The 16,011-nt window shown below is 58.0% G+C and carries 20 protein-coding genes; 8 read left to right on the top strand and 12 right to left on the bottom strand.

The window, feature by feature from the left end; all coding sequences use genetic code 11:
• Window positions 1-23: 23 nt before the first annotated feature.
• Both folK and EZJ17_RS05750 read left to right on the top strand, forming a co-directional pair.
• Complete coding sequence (folK, locus tag EZJ17_RS05755; protein WP_067438542.1) at window positions 24-518, top strand: 2-amino-4-hydroxy-6-hydroxymethyldihydropteridine diphosphokinase; 495 nt, start codon at window positions 24-26, stop codon at window positions 516-518.
• A 69-nt stretch (window positions 519-587) separates the two neighbouring features.
• Complete coding sequence (locus EZJ17_RS05750) at window positions 588-1,247, top strand: deoxynucleoside kinase (RefSeq protein ID WP_067438544.1); 660 nt, start codon at window positions 588-590, stop codon at window positions 1,245-1,247.
• A gap of 45 nt (window positions 1,248-1,292) precedes the next feature.
• Here the strand turns inward: EZJ17_RS05750 and EZJ17_RS05745 are convergent, their stop codons facing one another.
• From EZJ17_RS05745 to EZJ17_RS05735, 3 genes are all read right to left on the bottom strand, one after another.
• Complete coding sequence (locus EZJ17_RS05745) at window positions 1,293-2,789, bottom strand: YifB family Mg chelatase-like AAA ATPase (RefSeq protein WP_067438547.1); 1,497 nt, start codon at window positions 2,787-2,789, stop codon at window positions 1,293-1,295.
• Window positions 2,790-2,799: 10 nt separating this feature from the next.
• Window positions 2,800-3,066: an accessory factor UbiK family protein gene (locus EZJ17_RS05740; RefSeq protein ID WP_067438549.1), complete on the bottom strand. Its 267-nt coding sequence runs from the start codon at window positions 3,064-3,066 to the stop codon at window positions 2,800-2,802.
• Between the two features lie 115 nt (window positions 3,067-3,181).
• Entirely contained in the window at window positions 3,182-3,637 is a 456-nt protein-coding gene (locus EZJ17_RS05735) for a DUF4149 domain-containing protein (protein ID WP_067438552.1), read from the bottom strand.
• A 149-nt stretch (window positions 3,638-3,786) separates the two neighbouring features.
• Here EZJ17_RS05735 and ttcA point away from each other — a divergent pair, with 149 nt between their 5' ends.
• The 3 genes from ttcA (at window position 3,787) to EZJ17_RS05720 (ending at window position 5,919) form a co-directional block, all read left to right on the top strand.
• On the top strand, window positions 3,787-4,740 hold the full coding sequence (gene ttcA / locus EZJ17_RS05730; protein WP_067444898.1) for a tRNA 2-thiocytidine(32) synthetase TtcA: 954 nt from the start codon (window positions 3,787-3,789) through the stop codon (window positions 4,738-4,740).
• A gap of 13 nt (window positions 4,741-4,753) precedes the next feature.
• A complete protein-coding gene (locus tag EZJ17_RS05725; protein ID WP_151086277.1) occupies window positions 4,754-5,413 on the top strand; it encodes a CPBP family intramembrane glutamic endopeptidase in 660 nt (219 codons plus the stop codon).
• Between the two features lie 62 nt (window positions 5,414-5,475).
• Window positions 5,476-5,919: a DUF6678 family protein gene (locus EZJ17_RS05720; RefSeq protein WP_151086274.1), complete on the top strand. Its 444-nt coding sequence runs from the start codon at window positions 5,476-5,478 to the stop codon at window positions 5,917-5,919.
• Between the two features lie 53 nt (window positions 5,920-5,972).
• Here EZJ17_RS05720 and hemH read toward each other — a convergent pair whose 3' ends face one another.
• The 3 genes from hemH to EZJ17_RS05705 all read right to left on the bottom strand — a co-directional run bounded on the left by hemH (window position 5,973) and on the right by EZJ17_RS05705 (window position 10,234).
• Window positions 5,973-6,986, bottom strand: coding sequence for a ferrochelatase (gene hemH / locus EZJ17_RS05715; RefSeq protein ID WP_067438564.1), 1,014 nt, complete (start codon window positions 6,984-6,986; stop codon window positions 5,973-5,975).
• A gap of 57 nt (window positions 6,987-7,043) precedes the next feature.
• On the bottom strand, window positions 7,044-9,434 hold the full coding sequence (locus EZJ17_RS05710) for a DNA translocase FtsK (protein ID WP_151086271.1): 2,391 nt from the start codon (window positions 9,432-9,434) through the stop codon (window positions 7,044-7,046).
• Between the two features lie 329 nt (window positions 9,435-9,763).
• The gene (locus tag EZJ17_RS05705; protein WP_167508174.1) at window positions 9,764-10,234 is read right to left on the bottom strand and encodes a lipoprotein; all 471 of its coding nucleotides are present in this window, start codon (window positions 10,232-10,234) and stop codon (window positions 9,764-9,766) included.
• Between the two features lie 412 nt (window positions 10,235-10,646).
• Between EZJ17_RS05705 and EZJ17_RS05700 the strand changes: the two genes are divergently transcribed.
• Together EZJ17_RS05700 and EZJ17_RS05695 are read left to right on the top strand one after the other, a co-directional pair.
• Complete coding sequence (locus EZJ17_RS05700; protein WP_151086267.1) at window positions 10,647-11,249, top strand: hypothetical protein; 603 nt, start codon at window positions 10,647-10,649, stop codon at window positions 11,247-11,249.
• Window positions 11,250-11,354: 105 nt separating this feature from the next.
• A complete protein-coding gene (locus EZJ17_RS05695; protein ID WP_151086265.1) occupies window positions 11,355-11,996 on the top strand; it encodes an NAD(P)H-hydrate epimerase in 642 nt (213 codons plus the stop codon).
• A 399-nt stretch (window positions 11,997-12,395) separates the two neighbouring features.
• On the opposite strand, the gene EZJ17_RS05690 is transcribed toward EZJ17_RS05695, so the two are convergent.
• Complete coding sequence (locus EZJ17_RS05690; protein WP_151086262.1) at window positions 12,396-12,590, bottom strand: hypothetical protein; 195 nt, start codon at window positions 12,588-12,590, stop codon at window positions 12,396-12,398.
• A gap of 16 nt (window positions 12,591-12,606) precedes the next feature.
• Between EZJ17_RS05690 and EZJ17_RS05685 the strand changes: the two genes are divergently transcribed.
• Complete coding sequence (locus EZJ17_RS05685; protein ID WP_067438580.1) at window positions 12,607-12,879, top strand: hypothetical protein; 273 nt, start codon at window positions 12,607-12,609, stop codon at window positions 12,877-12,879.
• A gap of 72 nt (window positions 12,880-12,951) precedes the next feature.
• On the opposite strand, the gene EZJ17_RS05680 is transcribed toward EZJ17_RS05685, so the two are convergent.
• The 5 genes from EZJ17_RS05680 to tsaB all read right to left on the bottom strand — a co-directional run bounded on the left by EZJ17_RS05680 (window position 12,952) and on the right by tsaB (window position 16,003).
• Entirely contained in the window at window positions 12,952-13,146 is a 195-nt protein-coding gene (locus tag EZJ17_RS05680) for a hypothetical protein (protein WP_067438582.1), read from the bottom strand.
• A 179-nt stretch (window positions 13,147-13,325) separates the two neighbouring features.
• Window positions 13,326-13,664: a hypothetical protein gene (locus EZJ17_RS05675; protein WP_067438585.1), complete on the bottom strand. Its 339-nt coding sequence runs from the start codon at window positions 13,662-13,664 to the stop codon at window positions 13,326-13,328.
• A 223-nt stretch (window positions 13,665-13,887) separates the two neighbouring features.
• Window positions 13,888-14,868 (bottom strand): uracil-DNA glycosylase, encoded by a 981-nt coding sequence (locus EZJ17_RS10305; protein ID WP_067438588.1) that lies wholly within the window; start codon window positions 14,866-14,868, stop codon window positions 13,888-13,890.
• Window positions 14,862-15,305: a ribosomal protein S18-alanine N-acetyltransferase gene (rimI, locus tag EZJ17_RS05665; protein ID WP_067438591.1), complete on the bottom strand. Its 444-nt coding sequence runs from the start codon at window positions 15,303-15,305 to the stop codon at window positions 14,862-14,864. The genes EZJ17_RS10305 and rimI overlap by 7 nt, the downstream gene beginning before the upstream one ends.
• Window positions 15,302-16,003: a tRNA (adenosine(37)-N6)-threonylcarbamoyltransferase complex dimerization subunit type 1 TsaB gene (gene tsaB, locus EZJ17_RS05660; RefSeq protein ID WP_067438593.1), complete on the bottom strand. Its 702-nt coding sequence runs from the start codon at window positions 16,001-16,003 to the stop codon at window positions 15,302-15,304. The genes rimI and tsaB overlap by 4 nt, the downstream gene beginning before the upstream one ends.
• Window positions 16,004-16,011 lie beyond the last annotated feature (8 nt).

The raw sequence follows: 16,011 nt of genomic DNA, 5'->3' as shown, positions 1-16,011 counted from the left end.
CACTCCATGATTAAAAACACCAAATGAAGCAAGCCATTATTGCCTTGGGTAGCAATCTCGAACAGCCCGTTTCTCAGCTGCAAAACGCCCTGGCCGCGCTGGCCGCACATCTGCAAGTGCAGGTGCTGGCCACTTCCTCGTTTTACCGCACCGCACCGGTGGGCTATGCCGACCAGCCTGACTTCATTAACGCTGCTGTGCTGCTGGCCACCGATTTGCCCGCTGTCGAACTGCTTGCCCTGCTGCACCAAACCGAAGCCACCGCCGGCCGCGTGCGCAGTTTCCGCAATGCCCCGCGTACGCTGGATTTGGATTTAATCGACTACGCCGGCCAAACGCTCGACAGCCCCGCTTTGCAGCTGCCCCACCCGCGCGCCCATCAACGCGGCTTCGTGATGATTCCCCTGGCCGAAATCGCCCCGCAGCACATCCTGCCCGGCCAAACCGCCACCGCTGCCGAGCTGGCCGCTGCTCTGGGTAATGAAGGCGTGCAACGTTTAGATGGAACAGAGAGTTAAGTTTTCAGGTAGCCTTTAATCGGCTGCCTGACCCCCGAAAGGCTACCTGAAACATTCCAAGGAGAGACCATGCAGGCAGACTACCGCTACATCGTTGTGGAAGGCCCCATCGGCAGCGGCAAATCCCCGCTCAGCCGCAAGCTGGCCGAACATTTCGGCTGCACCCTCATCAGCGAGCAGCCCGAGCAAAACCCGTTTTTGGAGCAGTTCTACCTCAACGCCGCCAACCACGGCCTGGCCACCGAGCTCTACTTCCTGCTGCGCCGCACCGAAACGCTCAACCTCATTGCGGCCGCCGACGAAATCGGCAATGCCAACCACAGCATGCAGCGTGTGGTGAGTGATTTCTTATTGGAAAAAGACCAGATTTTCGTGCCCACCATCCTGCGTGAAGACGAGCAGGCGCTGTATTGGCAGCTCAAGCAAAAAATCATGCCTGAAATTCCCGTGCCTGATTTGGTGATTTACCTGCAAACCAGCGCCGGTGCCGCCGAAGCGCAGCTGCGCAGCCGGGGCGACAACCACATCAACCTGTTTCCGCCCGGCTACCTGCAGCAGGTGCACGAGGAATACCACCGCTATTTCTACCTCTACGACCGCGCCCCACTGCTGATTGCCAATACCGAAGAGCTGGATTTTGTGAACAACCCCGACCATTTCCAACTGCTGCTGCACGCCATCGCCAATATGCGTGGCAGCCGGCATTATTTGAACTTGAGCGAACGCTAGGGCGGAATGGTAAAGGCTACCTGAAATGTTTCAGGTAGCCTTATTTTAAGACGGGGTGCGGCGGAAGCTCACGGCCTGCATGACGTGGCGCTGGTTTACGGTGTCGCTGCCGGCCAAGTCGGCCAGGGTGCGGGCGATGCGCAGGATGCGGTGGTAGCTGCGGGCGGAAAGCGAGAGTTTTTCCAACACGGCGGAGAGGGCTGCTTTGGCTTCGGGCTCGATGGCGGCCAGCTCGTCCAGTTCGGTTACGTTGAGCAAGGCATTGCTTTTGCCTTGCCGCTGCTGTTGGCGTTCGCGCGCGGCCAGCACGCGTTCCCGTACGGCAGCGCTGGGTTCGCCGGGTGTGGCTTGAGTGAGCTCGGCGGCGGAGAGGGCGGGCACTTCAATAATCAAATCAATCCTGTCCAAGAGCGGGCCGGAAATTTTGCCGCGATAACGGGCAATGCTTTCGGGCGTGCAGCGGCAGGGTTTGGCGGGATGGCCGAGGAAGCCGCATGGACAGGGATTCATGGCAGCCACTAGCTGGAAGCGGGCGGGATAGGTGGCTTGGCGGCTGGCGCGGGAAATGTGGATAAGGCCGTTTTCCAGCGGTTCGCGCAGCATTTCCAGCACCTTGCGGTCGAACTCGGGCAATTCGTCGAGGAACAATACGCCGTTGTGCGCCAGGGAAATTTCGCCGGGCTTGGGGTCGGAACCGCCGCCCACCATGGCGGCGGCGCTGGCGCTGTGGTGCGGCGAACGGAAGGGTCGGCGGCGGGAGAAACTGTGCTGCTGGGGCAGCAGCGAACGCAGTGCCCAGGTTTCGGTGATTTCGTCGTCGGAGAGCGGCGGCAGGATGCCGGGCAGGCGTTGCGCCAGCATGGATTTTCCGGTGCCTGGCGGGCCGCTCATCAGAATGCTGTGGCCGCCGGCAGCGGCAATTTCAAGCGCGAGCCGCGCGGTGTGCTGGCCTTTTACGTCTTGCAGGTCGGGAGAGGGTGCTTCTTCGGCTGAATCGATGCTGGCTTGGCAACGGGGTAGGGCGGCGATACCGTTGAGGTGGGCGGCTACGGCCACCAGGCTTTCGGCTGCCAACACTTCGGCGCGTTCAATCAGCGCGGCTTGCTCGGCGCTCTCTTGCGGCAAAATAAAACGACGCCGCGCCTGCGTGCTCTGCCACACCATGGCCAGTGCACCGCGCACCGGGCGCAGCAGTCCGGACAAAGCCAGTTCGCCAGCCAGTTCGTATTTGGCCAATTCTTCGGGCGAAATGGCGATTTGGCCGGAGGCGGCGAGGATGCCCACGGCAATCGGCAGGTCGAAACGGCCGGATTCTTTGGGCAAATCTGCCGGGGCGAGGTTTACAGTGATTTTTTTGGCGGGGAAGTCGAAGCCGCTCTGTATGATGGCGGCACGCACGCGGTCGCGGCTTTCTTTCACTTCAGTGTCGGGCAGGCCGACAATATTGAATGCGGGCAGGCCGTTGGCCAAGTGGGCTTCCACTTCCACCAAGGGCGCGGCCATGCCGCTGAGCGCCCGGCTGTATACCACCGCCAAACTCATGCCGCGTTTCCTATTGCTGTTCGGAAGGGTTGGGTAGGGCGGCCGGAGCGTTGGCTTCCAGCTTGGCCAGGCGCGCTTCTAAGGCGGCCAGTTTTTCGCGGGTTTTGACGAGCACCTGCTGTTGGATGTTGAATTCTTCGCGCGTTACCAAATCAAGCTTGCTGAATGTGCTGCCGAGCAGGGTTTTCACGTTTTTTTCCACGTCTTTCACCGGGCTTTCAGCGATGGCGCTGCCGATTTTTCCGGCAAGTTCGTCGAGGAATTGTTTGGCCAACATGGGGGTTTCCTTTATTTTTGAAGGGTTGGGATGGGCGCATTGTATAAGTGCGGGAATAGGGCGGCAAGCGGTAAAAGGCTACCTGAAAAATTTCAGGTAGCCTTTTCAGCCCGATTTATTGCCACTCGAAACGCAGCAGGCGCATGATTAAAAACAGTCCCAGCAGGCTGATGAGCACATACAGGCTGCTGGACATGTTGTGCCAGAAAGCCAGCTTGCCGCCGAGCAAGTTGGATAGCCAATGCGTCTGCCCGCTGCGCAAAGCACGGATAAGTGGCACCAGCACAAATTGCGAGATTGCCAGCAGCAGCCAGGTGAGCGCGACGGTGCGCGAGCTGAGTTTGCTGCGTTGGCCGTAGCTGCGTTTCTGTGCCGAGAGGCCGGCCAAATAAATGATGGCCCACACAAACAGCCCGATATAGTTCACTGCGCTAAACAGCACACCGGCCAGGCTACCGGCCTGCTCTTTGGGCAGAGATTGAAACAATAGCGGCGCCACGCCGTAGCCGGCCAAAAGGTATGCGCCAAACCACACGGCAGCCAACAGGGCCAACACTCGATTTGCAAACATTCGTTTCCTTTCTCTGCTTTTTGTTTAAAACGAAACGCAGTGTACCGTATTCTTTGCATACTTTCAGCTGCCGGGCCGATACTTTACCTGCTATAAAATCAGCCTACATTGCGTTACAATCCCGCACTTTACGTTGCCAACACACCATTATGTCCAATAAACCCAAACACGAACACGAAGCCAACAAACTGCACAAACGCCTGCGCCACGCCGTGGGTCATGCGATTAACGATTTCAATATGATTGAACAGGGCGATAAAGTCATGGTCTGCCTCTCCGGCGGCAAAGACAGCTACGCCCTCTTAGACATCCTGCGCCACCTGCAAGCCTCCGCGCCGATCGATTTCGAGCTGGTGGCAGTAAACCTCGACCAAAAACAGCCCGGCTTCCCCGAGCACGTGTTGCCGGAATATCTGACTTCTATCGGCGTGCCGTTCAAAATTGTGGAAGAAGACACCTATTCCACCGTGAAGCGCGTGCTCGATGAAGGCAAAACCACCTGCTCGCTGTGCAGCCGCCTGCGGCGCGGCATCCTCTACCGCACGGCCAAAGAGCTGGGCTGCACCAAAATCGCGCTCGGCCACCACCGCGACGACATCCTCGCTACCCTGTTTTTAAATATGTTCTACGGCGGCAAACTCAAAGCCATGCCGCCCAAGCTGGTGAGCGATAACGGCGAGCACATCGTCATCCGCCCGCTGGCCTATGTGAAAGAAAAGGATTTGATCAAATACGCCGAAATCAAGCAATTCCCCATTATTCCCTGCAATCTGTGCGGCTCGCAGCCCACTTTGCAGCGGCAGGTGGTGAGCGAAATGCTGAAAGACTGGGACAAACGCTTCCCCGGCCGCATCGAAAGCATGTTTTCCGCCTTGCAAAACGTAGTGCCCTCGCATTTGGCCGATACCGAACTGTTTGATTTCGCGGGGTTGCAACGTGGTCAGACCCTGAAACACGGCGGCGATTTGGCCTTCGACAGCGAAACCGTTTCCTTTAACGCCCCGCGCGACGACGAAGACGAAGGGCTACCTGAAAAACCCGCACGCAAAGTGATTAACATTTTGGGCAGCAAGCCGAAAACCGGAGGCTGCGGTGCGCTCTAGGCTGGTGGCGGTTTTGCGGCTCATTGGCCTGCTGATACTGATGCAGGTGCTGCCGCTTTTGGTTTTGCTGCTCGGCGGCATGGGTAAAAGCATGGCTGCCCAGGCCGTGGCCGCGCTGCTGTTTACGGTTGCTGCTGTGGCCATGTGCAGGCTATGCCTGCAGCTCTACCGTAAGCAGGCAGACGGCTATTTTCAGGATTGGCAAAGCCGGTTTTCCGGCAAAAAACTGCTGTGGGCGGCAGGCTATATTGCGCTGATGCTGGCCACCAATCCGCTCTACGAAATGCTGATGGCCGCGCTGGGCCTAGAAAGCAGCGTGGACAACCTGCAAAACCAGCGCATGGTTATGGAAATGCTGCAACGCGCCCCGCTGACGATGGCGGCCTATATCGTGCTGTTTGCGCCGATTTTGGAAGAGTTGCTGCTGCGCGGCATTTTTTTTCAAAGCTTCGGCAGCATAGAAAACCGCGGTAAACGCTGGCTGCTGCTGGTGCTGTCTGCCTTCATCTTCGGCAGCCTGCACAGCCCGCCGGTGCATTACGATTTCCTGCTGTATTTCGCCATGGGCCTGGTGCTCGGCGCGGCCTATCTGCACACCAAAGATTTGAAATACCCGGTTTTGATTCATATGGTAAACAACGCATTGGGCTTGGCCGGGGTGTTGTTTGAGTGAGAATGGGAAAAGGCTACCTGAAAACAGCATATTGATTTTCAGGTAGCCTGATGGAGATGGCGATGCAGACAGACGAAAGGGCGGAGCGCAACAGCAAACAAGAATGCTACCGCCGCCGCGTGCGCGAATTTGTGCAGCAAAACAGGCTGGTGGGCGCGATGAACAACACCAAATGGCGGGAGCTGCGCGAGGCAATGGATGGGTGGGAAAATGCGCCGGCCTATGAAATCAAGTATTTGTTTGATGAAAAATCGGAAGCGGACGTTGAGCAAGCCGTAGCTGAAACGACGGTGGCAATCGGCGATTGGGGCCATGAGCATTTTTATCCGATGTTCGATATCGAATGGGTGAAAATCCGGAAATTGCGCTCGGTGTTTCGAGGGCATCTGATTGCGCGGGAAATTGTGGATAATAGCGAAGGCATCCGCGCGATATTGGATCGGTTTGCCATTCCATATGTGGAGGGCGAGTTTTGCTTCACGGTATATGGCTACCTGAAAGCTTGAGTGCCGGAAAAATAAGATAAAGGCTACCTGAAAGTGTTTCAGGTAGCCTCTCTCTACACCCAGCCGCTTAAGTTTTCTTGTGCGATATCGGCCAGAGCCTCGATGAAGATGGGGTTGTCGTTGAGGCAGGGGATGAAGCGGAAGGTTTGGCCACCAGCTTCGTGGAATTGTTCGCATCCTTTTATCGCGAGCTCTTCTAGGGATTCCAGGCAGTCGCTCACGAAGCCTGGGCAGAAAATGTCGAGCTCGCGGATGTTGTGTTTGGCAGGCAGTTCGGTGAGCAAATCGGTGGTGGCAGGACCTATCCAGCGGTTGCGGCCAAAGTGGCTTTGGAAGGCGAGATACCATTCTTGGGTGGTGAGCTGCAGGGCTTTAGCCAGCATTTCTGCGCTGGCATGGCATTCGGCCTCGTAAGGGTCGCCCTGCTGCACGGCGGCTTTGGGGATGGCATTAAAGCTGAACAGGATGCGCTGGCCGCGACCGTGCAGCCGCCAGTAAGCGCGGATATGTGCGGCCATGGCTTGGATGTAACTGGGGTGGTTGTAGAAGCGGCTGATGGTGCGCAGACTGATTTGGTTGCGCTGTTGGAGCAATACGCTCAACACCTTATCCAGCGCGGCGCCACTGCTGCTGGCAGCGTATTGCGGATAGAGGGGGATGGCGAGCAAGCGGTCTACCCCTTGGGCTTTCATGACGGCGATAGCATCGGCCACGGCAGGCACGCCGTAGGACATGGCGTGCCCCACCAGCACTTGCGGCAGCTCGGCTTGTAGGGCGGCAGCCTGTTTGGCTGTGAACACAGCCAGCGGAGAGCCTTCTCTTTGCCAGATCTGGCGGTAGCTATGTGCGCTTTTTTTTGCACGGAAGGGCAGGATGATGCCGTGCAGCAGCGGCTGCCACAACAAGCGTGGCAGCTCGACCACGCGCGGGTCGGACAAGAATTCGCGCAAGAAATGGCGCATGGCTTCGGGTGTAGGTGCAGCGGGCGTGCCGAGGTTGACCAGAAGAATGCCGACTCGAGCTTGCTGCCGGCCGCCGTGTGGCGGCTCGGGTTGGAAGTGGGGCATGGGGGCTCCTTGGGTGTTTTTATTGGAGGCTACCTGAAAACATCGGCTCCAATATTTCTATAAGTCATCCTTCCTTGCCAATATTTTACGCGCTCCACTCACATCGGCGGGGGAAACGATGCCCGCGTCTTCCAAAGCCTGCATCAGGTTGGCGGCTCGGTTGTAACCGATGCGCAGTTGGCGTTGCAGCGAGGAGATGGAGGTTTTGCGGCTTTCCAGAATAAAGGCCACGGCTTGGTCGAACATTTCGTCGCTGCCGGCATTGGGGTTGACGGCGTTTACGGTTTCCTGCGCGGCTTCGCCGGAGAGCAGGCCTTCGATGTAGTTGGCGCCCTGCTGGCGTTTGGCGAAGGAGGCCACTTCGTGCACTTCGTGGTCGCTCACAAACGCGCCTTGCAGGCGCACGGGCTCGGCGCTGCCGGGCTGGAGGAAGAGGAGATCGCCGTATTTGAGCAGGTCTTCTGCGCCCATCTGGTCGAGGATGGTGCGGCTGTCGATGCGGCTTTGCACGGTGAAGGCCATGCGGGTGGAGATGTTGGCCTTAATCAGGCCGGTTACCACGTCCACGCTGGGGCGCTGGGTGGCCACGATCAGATGCATACCGGCAGCGCGGGCTTTTTGTGCCAGGCGGGCGATTTGCGTTTCCACCGCCTTTTTCTCGGTCATCATCAAATCGGCCAATTCATCAATCACAATCACGATATAGGGCAGTTTTTGCAGCGGCTCGGGCTCGTCGGGATTGGGGCTGAAAGGGTTGGGCAGCGGCTTGCCGGAAGCAGCGGCTTCGGCCACTTTTTGGTTGAAGCTGGCTAGGTTGCGTACGCCGGCATGGGCAAGCAGGCGGTAGCGTTTTTCCATTTCGGCCACACACCAATTCAGCGCCTGCCCGGCCTCGCGCATATCGGTTACCACCGGGCAGAGCAGGTGAGGAATGCCTTCATACACGGAAAGCTCCAGCATTTTCGGGTCGATCATGATAAAGCGCACTTCATCCGGCGCGGCCTTATACAGCATCGACATAATCATGGCGTTCACTCCCACCGATTTGCCCGAGCCGGTCATGCCGCCCACCAGAAGGTGCGGCATTTTGCCCAAATCGGCCACCACCGGCTGCCCGGCAATATCTTTGCCCAAGGCTACGGTAAGCTTGGACGGCGCGGCGGCAAACACCGGCGAGGAAAGGATTTCGCGCAGCAGCACTTCCTGCCGCTTCTCGTTCGGCACTTCGATGCCCATGGTGCTCTTGCCGGAAATGGTTTCCACCACGCGCACCGACTGCATGGAAAGCGAACGCGCCAAATCTTTGGCCAGATTGGTAATCTGGCTGCCTTTCACACCCTGCGCCGGCTCGATTTCAAAACGCGTGATCACCGGCCCGGCAGTGGCGCTTACCACGGTTACCTGAATGCCGAATTCGGCCAGCTTGGCCTCGATGCGCTCGGCCATGTGCTGCAGGGCTTCGGGATTGATTTCCGGTTTGTGCTCCTGCGGGCGCGTGAGCAAATCCAATTCCGGCAGCAGATATTCGCCGTCTTCAGCCTGCCGTTTGGGAGCGAACAAATCTTTTTGCCGCTCGGGCGCGGGTTTTTGTTTTTCAGGTAGCCCTTGGCTGGCAGGCTGGTTAATCTGCACCGCTACCGGTTTGCGGTTGCTGCTGGCACCTTCCACGGTTTCCACTTCTTCGGCGGTGATGGTTTTCGCCGTGCGCACCATGCGGCGGACAAACTTCGCGTTCGGGATATCGCGCACAAACTGGTGCGGCTGGCGGATAAGCCGATACCATAGCCATTCCAGCTGCGCCCCCGCCTTTTCCAACAGTGTGAGCCACGACACCTGCAACAGCAGCGAGAGCCCCGCCACAATCAGCACTGCCTGCACCAGCAGGCTACCTGAAACCCCCAGCAGCCGCATAAAGCCGCTGCCGAGTGATTGGCCGATTAAGCCGCCCGCGCCCATCGGCAGGCTGTCATGCAATTCTGCCGACCAGGCCGCTGCCTCCAAAAGCGGGCTGCCAAATAGCAGCAGCGCCGCACCGCTCAAGCCCATGCCCAAGTGATACGGCTTCTTGCTGCTCTGCTTCACGCTGCGGAAATTGCGGTAGAGCCACACCGCTGCCGCCAGCAGCAGCCACCACACCGACAGCCCGAACAGATAATAGGCCACATCCGCCGTGTATGCGCCCACGAGTCCGGCCAGATTGTGCGGCTCATTATCGGTGGGAATGCTGCGCGACCAAGCCGGGTCGTCCATGGTGAAGCTTGCCAGCGCCAAAGCCAGGCACACGGAAAACAGCAGCACCAACAGCCACAGCATATCGGCCAGCAGCGAAATGGATTGCGAAGCCGCCGTAGCCGCCGAAGGCACATGGCTCCGGCGCGCGGATTTGGAAGGGGGATTATGCCTGTTTGGCTTCGGCTTGGCGGGTTTGCGGGAAGGTTTCTTGCTCATATTTCACAACTGCCGGCAGCCTGATAGGGGCTACCTGAAAAACGGTGGAGAACTGATTAAAGCCCGGGGTTACAGCTAGGGATGACGGCCGGGAGCGGCCATACAAAACGCCGCATTATAGCAGTATTGCCCAAGGCTTGGCGCGGCAAGGGCGGGTGGAAAAGGCTACCTGAAATTTTCAGGTAGCCTTTCGGGTTTGACTTGGCGCGGTAGGGTATGTGGCGCAGCCACGCACGCGGATAGGAACTTCAAGCAACGCGTGCGTGCGTTCCGCAACACCCTACCCATGCTGCCACTATGCGTTGCAGTACGGCGGCTCGGAATAGGCGTTATCGCGCCGAATTGTTGGCAGCAATACGGCTGACTTTGCCGTTGCGCACGAAAATGGTTACGCCTTCGGTTCTTCTTGGCAGATATGTTCCGGCATTGGTCGCCACGGGGCTGAGCTCTCTGACTGCCACTTGACCTAGCGCCGGATTTTTGCTGGTAGTGCTCAAAATATTGAACTGAGACAAAGCGAAGGTGCCTGCCGCGTTTACCATACTGGTCGTTGTTTCATCTGCTTCCCGCGTAGTTACATAATTCAGTTGCAGCGAACCGCCGGCCTGCTTGGAGGAAGTGGGCTGGCCGCATAATTCGATAACTTCGTTATGGGTGGTTTGCCCAGGCTTGATGTTTTGACGAACCCAGTTGATGTTGCTGCAACTGTTTGCGGAACTGCCGCCGGGCAAGCCGAGGGTTTCACATCCGGTGAGCGTGAAAGCAGCTATAAATAGATAGATAGGTTTTTTCATGTCCATCATAATTTCCTTAATTTACGAAATATTCGGTGCATTTCGGGCAATTTGCCTGCCGTCATGCCTTAAAACATCGGATACATCGCTCTGAAAATACTGCCTTCACAGCTTGCTGGGAATATAGCTGGTTTAATGATTTTTTGCAAGCAAATCTTTTTAAATTTGAATGCGATACATCAAATATCGGCATCAATCCGCTTCTCATCAGATTATTCCCGCCCCGAAAATTTTCAGGTAGCCTATAATCCGCACCGTCCTATAAGCAAAGCATACACCATGAGCCACACCGAATCCCAAGCCAATACCTGTTTCCACTGCGGCCTACCCGTGCCGCGCCCTATATGCCGTTGAACCCGCAAAGCTTGGTGAGTGGCAGCCCCGAGCATCCGCCGATTAATGTGAATATGCCTGTGCCGTGCAGCGTGCGTTTGATAATTTGGCTGCACACGCGGCGGAATACTCTGTGCAGTTCGACAACGATGCCGACCACCGCCGCGCCATCGCCGATTTGCAGCCTTTGGGCGTGCTGCTCGACAGCCTCGTGCAAAACAATACGCCGCGTGCCGGTGCCGCGCCCAGCCAAGGGTACTTAGCGCTCCTGCAAATGCGCGCCCGTTTCAACTGGATGGGGTACAACCTCGACCAAGCCGGCTATGCCGAACATGCCGAAGCCGACTACGCCCGCCTGCTTGCCCTTGCTCCTGCCGCGGCTAAACCCGCCGTGCAGGGCGAATTCGGCAACTTCCTCGCTTCCAGCGCCCGCATGGAACGCGCCATTCCCATGTTGCGCGCCGCCTACCAAGCCGGCCATAAAGAAAGTGGCCGGGATTTGGCCACTGCTCTTTTAACGCAAAATAAACGCAGCGAAGCCCTGCCGCTGCTGCGCGAATATGTGCGCAACTTCCCGCAAGACCAAAAAGGCCGAGCCATCCTCAATGCGGTGGAACAGGGCAGGGTGGAAACGCACACGGTGCATCCGAGCCATTTGCAGCGTTTGTCTAAGCAGCATCGGCGTTAAAATTGCATTGGGATTGCATGCCAAACAGGCTACCTGAAAATCTTCAGGTAGCCTGTTTGCCTAGAAGGGCATAGAATTTTGCCCACCCCAATACAGGAGAACACCATGCCGCAGAATCCCCCGAAAATCTACACCGCCGCCCAGATGCGCGAGCGGGAACAGGCTGCGGTGGCGGCTGGCACCAGCTTTTTGCAGCTGATGGAAAATGCTGGGCAGGCTGCTGCTGCCGATTTGCTGCGCCGACTGCCCATGCCGGGCCGGGCCCTGCTGGTGTGCGGCAAAGGCAATAACGGCGGCGATGCGCTGGTGATTGCTCGCGTGTTGCAGCAGCACGGCTGGCAGGCCGATATTGTGTTGCTCTTGGGCACGACGCTGTCGGATTTGGCCGAAACCAACCGCCAACGCCTCCAGGGTTTGGATGGCATCCGCTTCCTGCCGGCTGAGGCATTGCCTGCCGCGCTGGAGCAAGGCTATGGCCTGATTATCGACGGCATTTTCGGCACCGGTTTTTCAGGTAGCCTGCCGCCCGAGGCCGCCGAAAGCTGCCGCCTGCTCAACCGCGCTGCCGGCTACAAAGTGGCGCTCGATATCCCCACCGGCCTCAACGGCGACACCGGGGAAGCCGCCGCCGACACCTTCCGCGCCAACCTCACCTACGCCTTTGCCGCCCTCAAACCCGCCCACGCCGGCCCCACCGCACAGCAGTGGTGCGGCGAGATTGTGTGTTTGGATATCGGGATTGACTAGGCGGACGGCTGGCTACAGTTGAAGTACAACACTTCCCACAGCATTGTCCGCCTTGCCATATATGTGTGCTGACCGTAGTTCGCTGCGTGGTATGAAAAATGTACTTCAGCTATAGCAAAGGCTACCTGAAAACGGAGAGGATTTCAGGTAGCCTTTTTGATGTGTCGGCGGCAATCATGTCGGCTTGCGGTTTATTGTTTTCTGCCTATGGCTAGGGTTGTAATTTCTTCCACTGCGCTGGCTCGCTTTGCCGTATTACTTGTACTGTTTGCCGCCTGCCGCTTGGAATGAAGAAATAATGATTTCAGCCATAGCTCTCTTCCACGGTGGAAGAGGATGATTTTCAGGTAGCCTGCCGGAATGCAGGCTACCTGAAAAATGGGCAGATGCTTGGCCTGTTTAGGGTTTGCGGTAGATCAGGTGGATGGTGTCGCCTTCCTGTTTGGCTTCGGGAAGCTGGAGCAGCTTGGCGATGATTTGCCGGGTGTCTTCTTCGTTGTAGCTGCGGTTCGACCAGTCGGCAAAAGTGTGGTTGGCAGCTTGGATGAAGCCTTGGTGGATGCGGATGTCGGCACGGTATTGCAGGTTCTGCACCAGGGTTTCGGGCCGGATGTTTTCGATATTGCCGTATTGGCCTGGGGGGCAGGGTGAGTTCGTTGTTTTCTTTGTGCAGGGTAACTTGGCCGTTGATGTCTTGCCAGGTGAGGGTGTTGTTGTCTTTCTGCACGGTGCGGCCGGGGAGGTTGAAGCTGGTTTGCACGTTGCCGCCCCAGCTGATGTGGCGGCGGGCATTGAGGAGGAAGCCTTCTGGGAAGTAGGTGTGGAGCTATGGGGAGTCGGATACGATGTGGATTTTGCTGTCGATGCAGTAGTTGGAGAGTGAACGATGGATGGTGTCGCTGCTCCGGATGGTAATTTTATTCCTAGGCTGGCAGGGGTCGAGAACGAGGTTGCCTTACCATTGGGCACTGCCGGATAGGACGCCCAGCTTGGGTTGGGTTTGGAAGTTGGCCAGGTTGGAGAAGCGGTGCATGAGCTTGAGGGAGTAGGCATTGCCTGTTTGCTGTTGGTTAACATAGAGGCTGCCGCCTGCGGTTGCGCCACTGAATACGAGGAGGCCGGCAATGCCGACGATGAGGGCTTTGTTCATGATGGGCTTTCGGGATGGTGGGGGAGAGGAAATTTTAGCATGCCTGCGGTTTGCCGCCTGATAGGGAAATCAATAATTGCTTTGGCTCTACTGAGGAAATGGTTGATTTAGCTCTAGCCGAATAATTTCAGGTAGCCTTTCGTGATGAAAAGCCTACCTGAAATTATTTTTGCATGGGCTTACTTAACGATTTCCACCGGGCCGTGGTCATCGCAGTGGTCGCTGTGTTGGTGGTGCAGCCGGCCGTTTACGATGTAGTCGATGTGGTCGCCGTGCGGTACGGCTTCGTGGCCGCAGCCTTCGCCGTGAACATGGCCGTTACAGGTTTGCACGGGGTGGCAGCCGTCGGGGTTGGTGGCGTTTACATCGAGGCTGTGTTCATCATAGTGGCTGTTGTGTTCGTGGTGCAGGTGGCCGTCATGGATATAGTCGATGTGGTCGCCGTGTTTAATGGCGGTATGGCCGCAGCCTTGGTCGTGAACGTGTTGGTGGTTGGCATGGGTATGACAGTTGTTCATTTCCTTTCCTTTCGTAAGAGTGTGTTTTGTAGATGCGGCGATGATAGTGGAAATGGATGCTGATTGCAAGTAATTTGTTGATTTATATAAATTTATAATCCAGTATAACGTAACGGGGTAGGGTATAACATTGGCGAGAGCAGCTGAGTTTGTTTGGGTTGAATCGAAAAAATTTCAGGTAGCCTGCTGGGAAAGGCTACCTGAAAAATATTGTGCAGCTTGCTTAGGCTTTGGCCAAGGCGGCTTTGAGCTGTTTGAGGCTGTGCCAGGCTTGGGCTTTGAGCTCGGGCTGGCGCAGGAGGATGGCGGGGTGGGGGACTGTGAAAGCGGGGGTGCGGCCGATGAGTTGTTTGAGCAGCCAGCGGCGGGCGGGGTCGTAGAAGCTGTTGCCGAGCAGGAGGACGGCTTGCGGCTGCACCCAGGCGAATTCTTGGCGGATAAAGGCGGCGCAGCGCACTTGTTCTTTGGGGGTGGTTTTGAGGGCGATGCGAGGCGTGCAGCGCAGCCAGGCGGTACGGAAGACTTGTTCGGGCGCCAGGCCGATGGCGGCGAGCATATTGTCGAGCAACCGGCCGTGCCGGCCGCTGATGAGCTGGCCGGTTTCGTCATCGCTGGGGGCGGGGTTGAGGCTGATCACCATGATGCGAGCGGGCATGGCGCCGTAGCCGCTGAGGGCTTGTTTGCGCTGGCTGTGTAGGGAGCAGGTGGCACAGGCGGCGGCTTGCTGTTGCAGCTCTTCTATGTTGGCGAAGGTGGCAGGGAGCAGTGCTGCCCAAAGCCGTTGCACGGCGGCGAGGGGGTTGCTTTCGTTGTCGACTTGCGCAGGAGTGGGCTGTAAAGGCTGGGAAGTGGCTATGGTAGCCAGCACATTGGCACGGTGGCCTTGCGGGGGCGGCATGGTGCGGGCGGCGGGTTGGTTTGGCGCAAGGGTGTGGTTTTGATGTTGCTGAAACTTGCCGGCCTCATTTTGCCGAAGCTCACTTCGTTCACTTTCGGGTAGCCTGGGTTGGGCTGCAGGTGCGGTAGAGTGGGGCGGGTTTGGTTGAAGCTCGCTGTGCCCGTTTTGGCGAAATTCGCTATGCTTGTTTTCAGGTAGCCTTTGTGATTCGGGGTGGGTATTCTCAGTAATGCAGGCACTGCGTTTGAGCCACATGGGGCCGAGGCCGAGGGCTTCGTGCAGGCGGGGATAGCGGCTGCTCAGCATGGTTTCTCCATCAGCAGGGCATCTTCGCGGCTGCCGTCCGGGCAGGGGTAGTAGCCGGGGCGGCTGCCGCAGGAGATGAAGCCGTATTGTTGATACAGGGCAATGGCGGCGCGGTTGCTGTGGCGCACTTCGAGGAAGATGCGGCGGATATTTTTGGCTTTGGCCTGTTTGAATAGGTGGCCGAGCAGCAGGCTGGCCACACCTTGGCGGCGGTAGGCAGGGGCGGTATCGATGAGGTGCAGCTCAGCTTCGTCGAGGATGGTTTGCCACACGATGAGCCCGGCCAGCTCGCGGCCTTGTTCGGCCAAGAGCACGGTTTCGTTGGCATGGCCGATGCAGGCGGCGAATTGCTTTTCCGACCAAGGGGAGGGATTGCATTGCGCATCGAGCGCGGCCAGGGCGGCGCTGTCGCCTGGGCGGGCAAGGCGGACGATCATGCCGCTCCTTTGCGCGCGGCCTGTTCGGCTGCGGTGAGGGCGACTTTGTTGCGCACGTAGAGCAGTTCGGCCTCGGCGGCGGAAACGGCGGGGTAGCGGCCGGAGGCGGTCAGCGCCAAGTAGTGCTCGGCGGTGGGCATGTCGGAACGGCCTGGGAAGGGCGGGGGCTCGGGCAGGGCAAAAGCGTTGCCGATGCCGCTGATGCCATCAGGGTTGAGGCTACCTGAAAGGTTTTCAGGTAGCCTGATTTCGTCGGCTTTGCCCACTTGGTAATCGCTCAAGCGTTGTTGGGTTTGGGTGTTGAACCAGGCATAGAACACTTCGCCCATGCGCGCATCGGTGGCCGCTAGCACGGCAGTTTGGCCGGGGCAGAGCGAAGCGACTGCATCGAGGCAGGGCACAGGAATGAGCGGAATGCCGAACGGCGCAGCCAGGCCTTGCGCCACACCGGCGCCGATGCGCAGGCCGGTAAATGTGCCCGGGCCTTGGGCATAGGCAATGGCGGCCAGTTCGCGCACAGTCAGCCCAGCTTCATCCAGCAGGGTGGTAATCTGCGGCAGGATGAGTTCAGACTGCCGATTGCCGGTTTCCTGATGAAACAGACGAGTGTGGCCGTTGTGCCGTAGCGCCAACGACAACCACTGGGTGGAAGTGTCGATGGCGAGCAGCGGTTGTTCGGCGGAAACGGTGTGGTTCATGCTGTGTA

Source organism: Eikenella exigua (assembly GCF_008805035.1).
Taxonomy (GTDB): domain Bacteria; phylum Pseudomonadota; class Gammaproteobacteria; order Burkholderiales; family Neisseriaceae; genus Eikenella; species Eikenella exigua.
The sequence above is the reverse complement of the archived record's forward strand: the minus strand, read 5'-3'. Positions and strand labels throughout refer to the sequence as shown.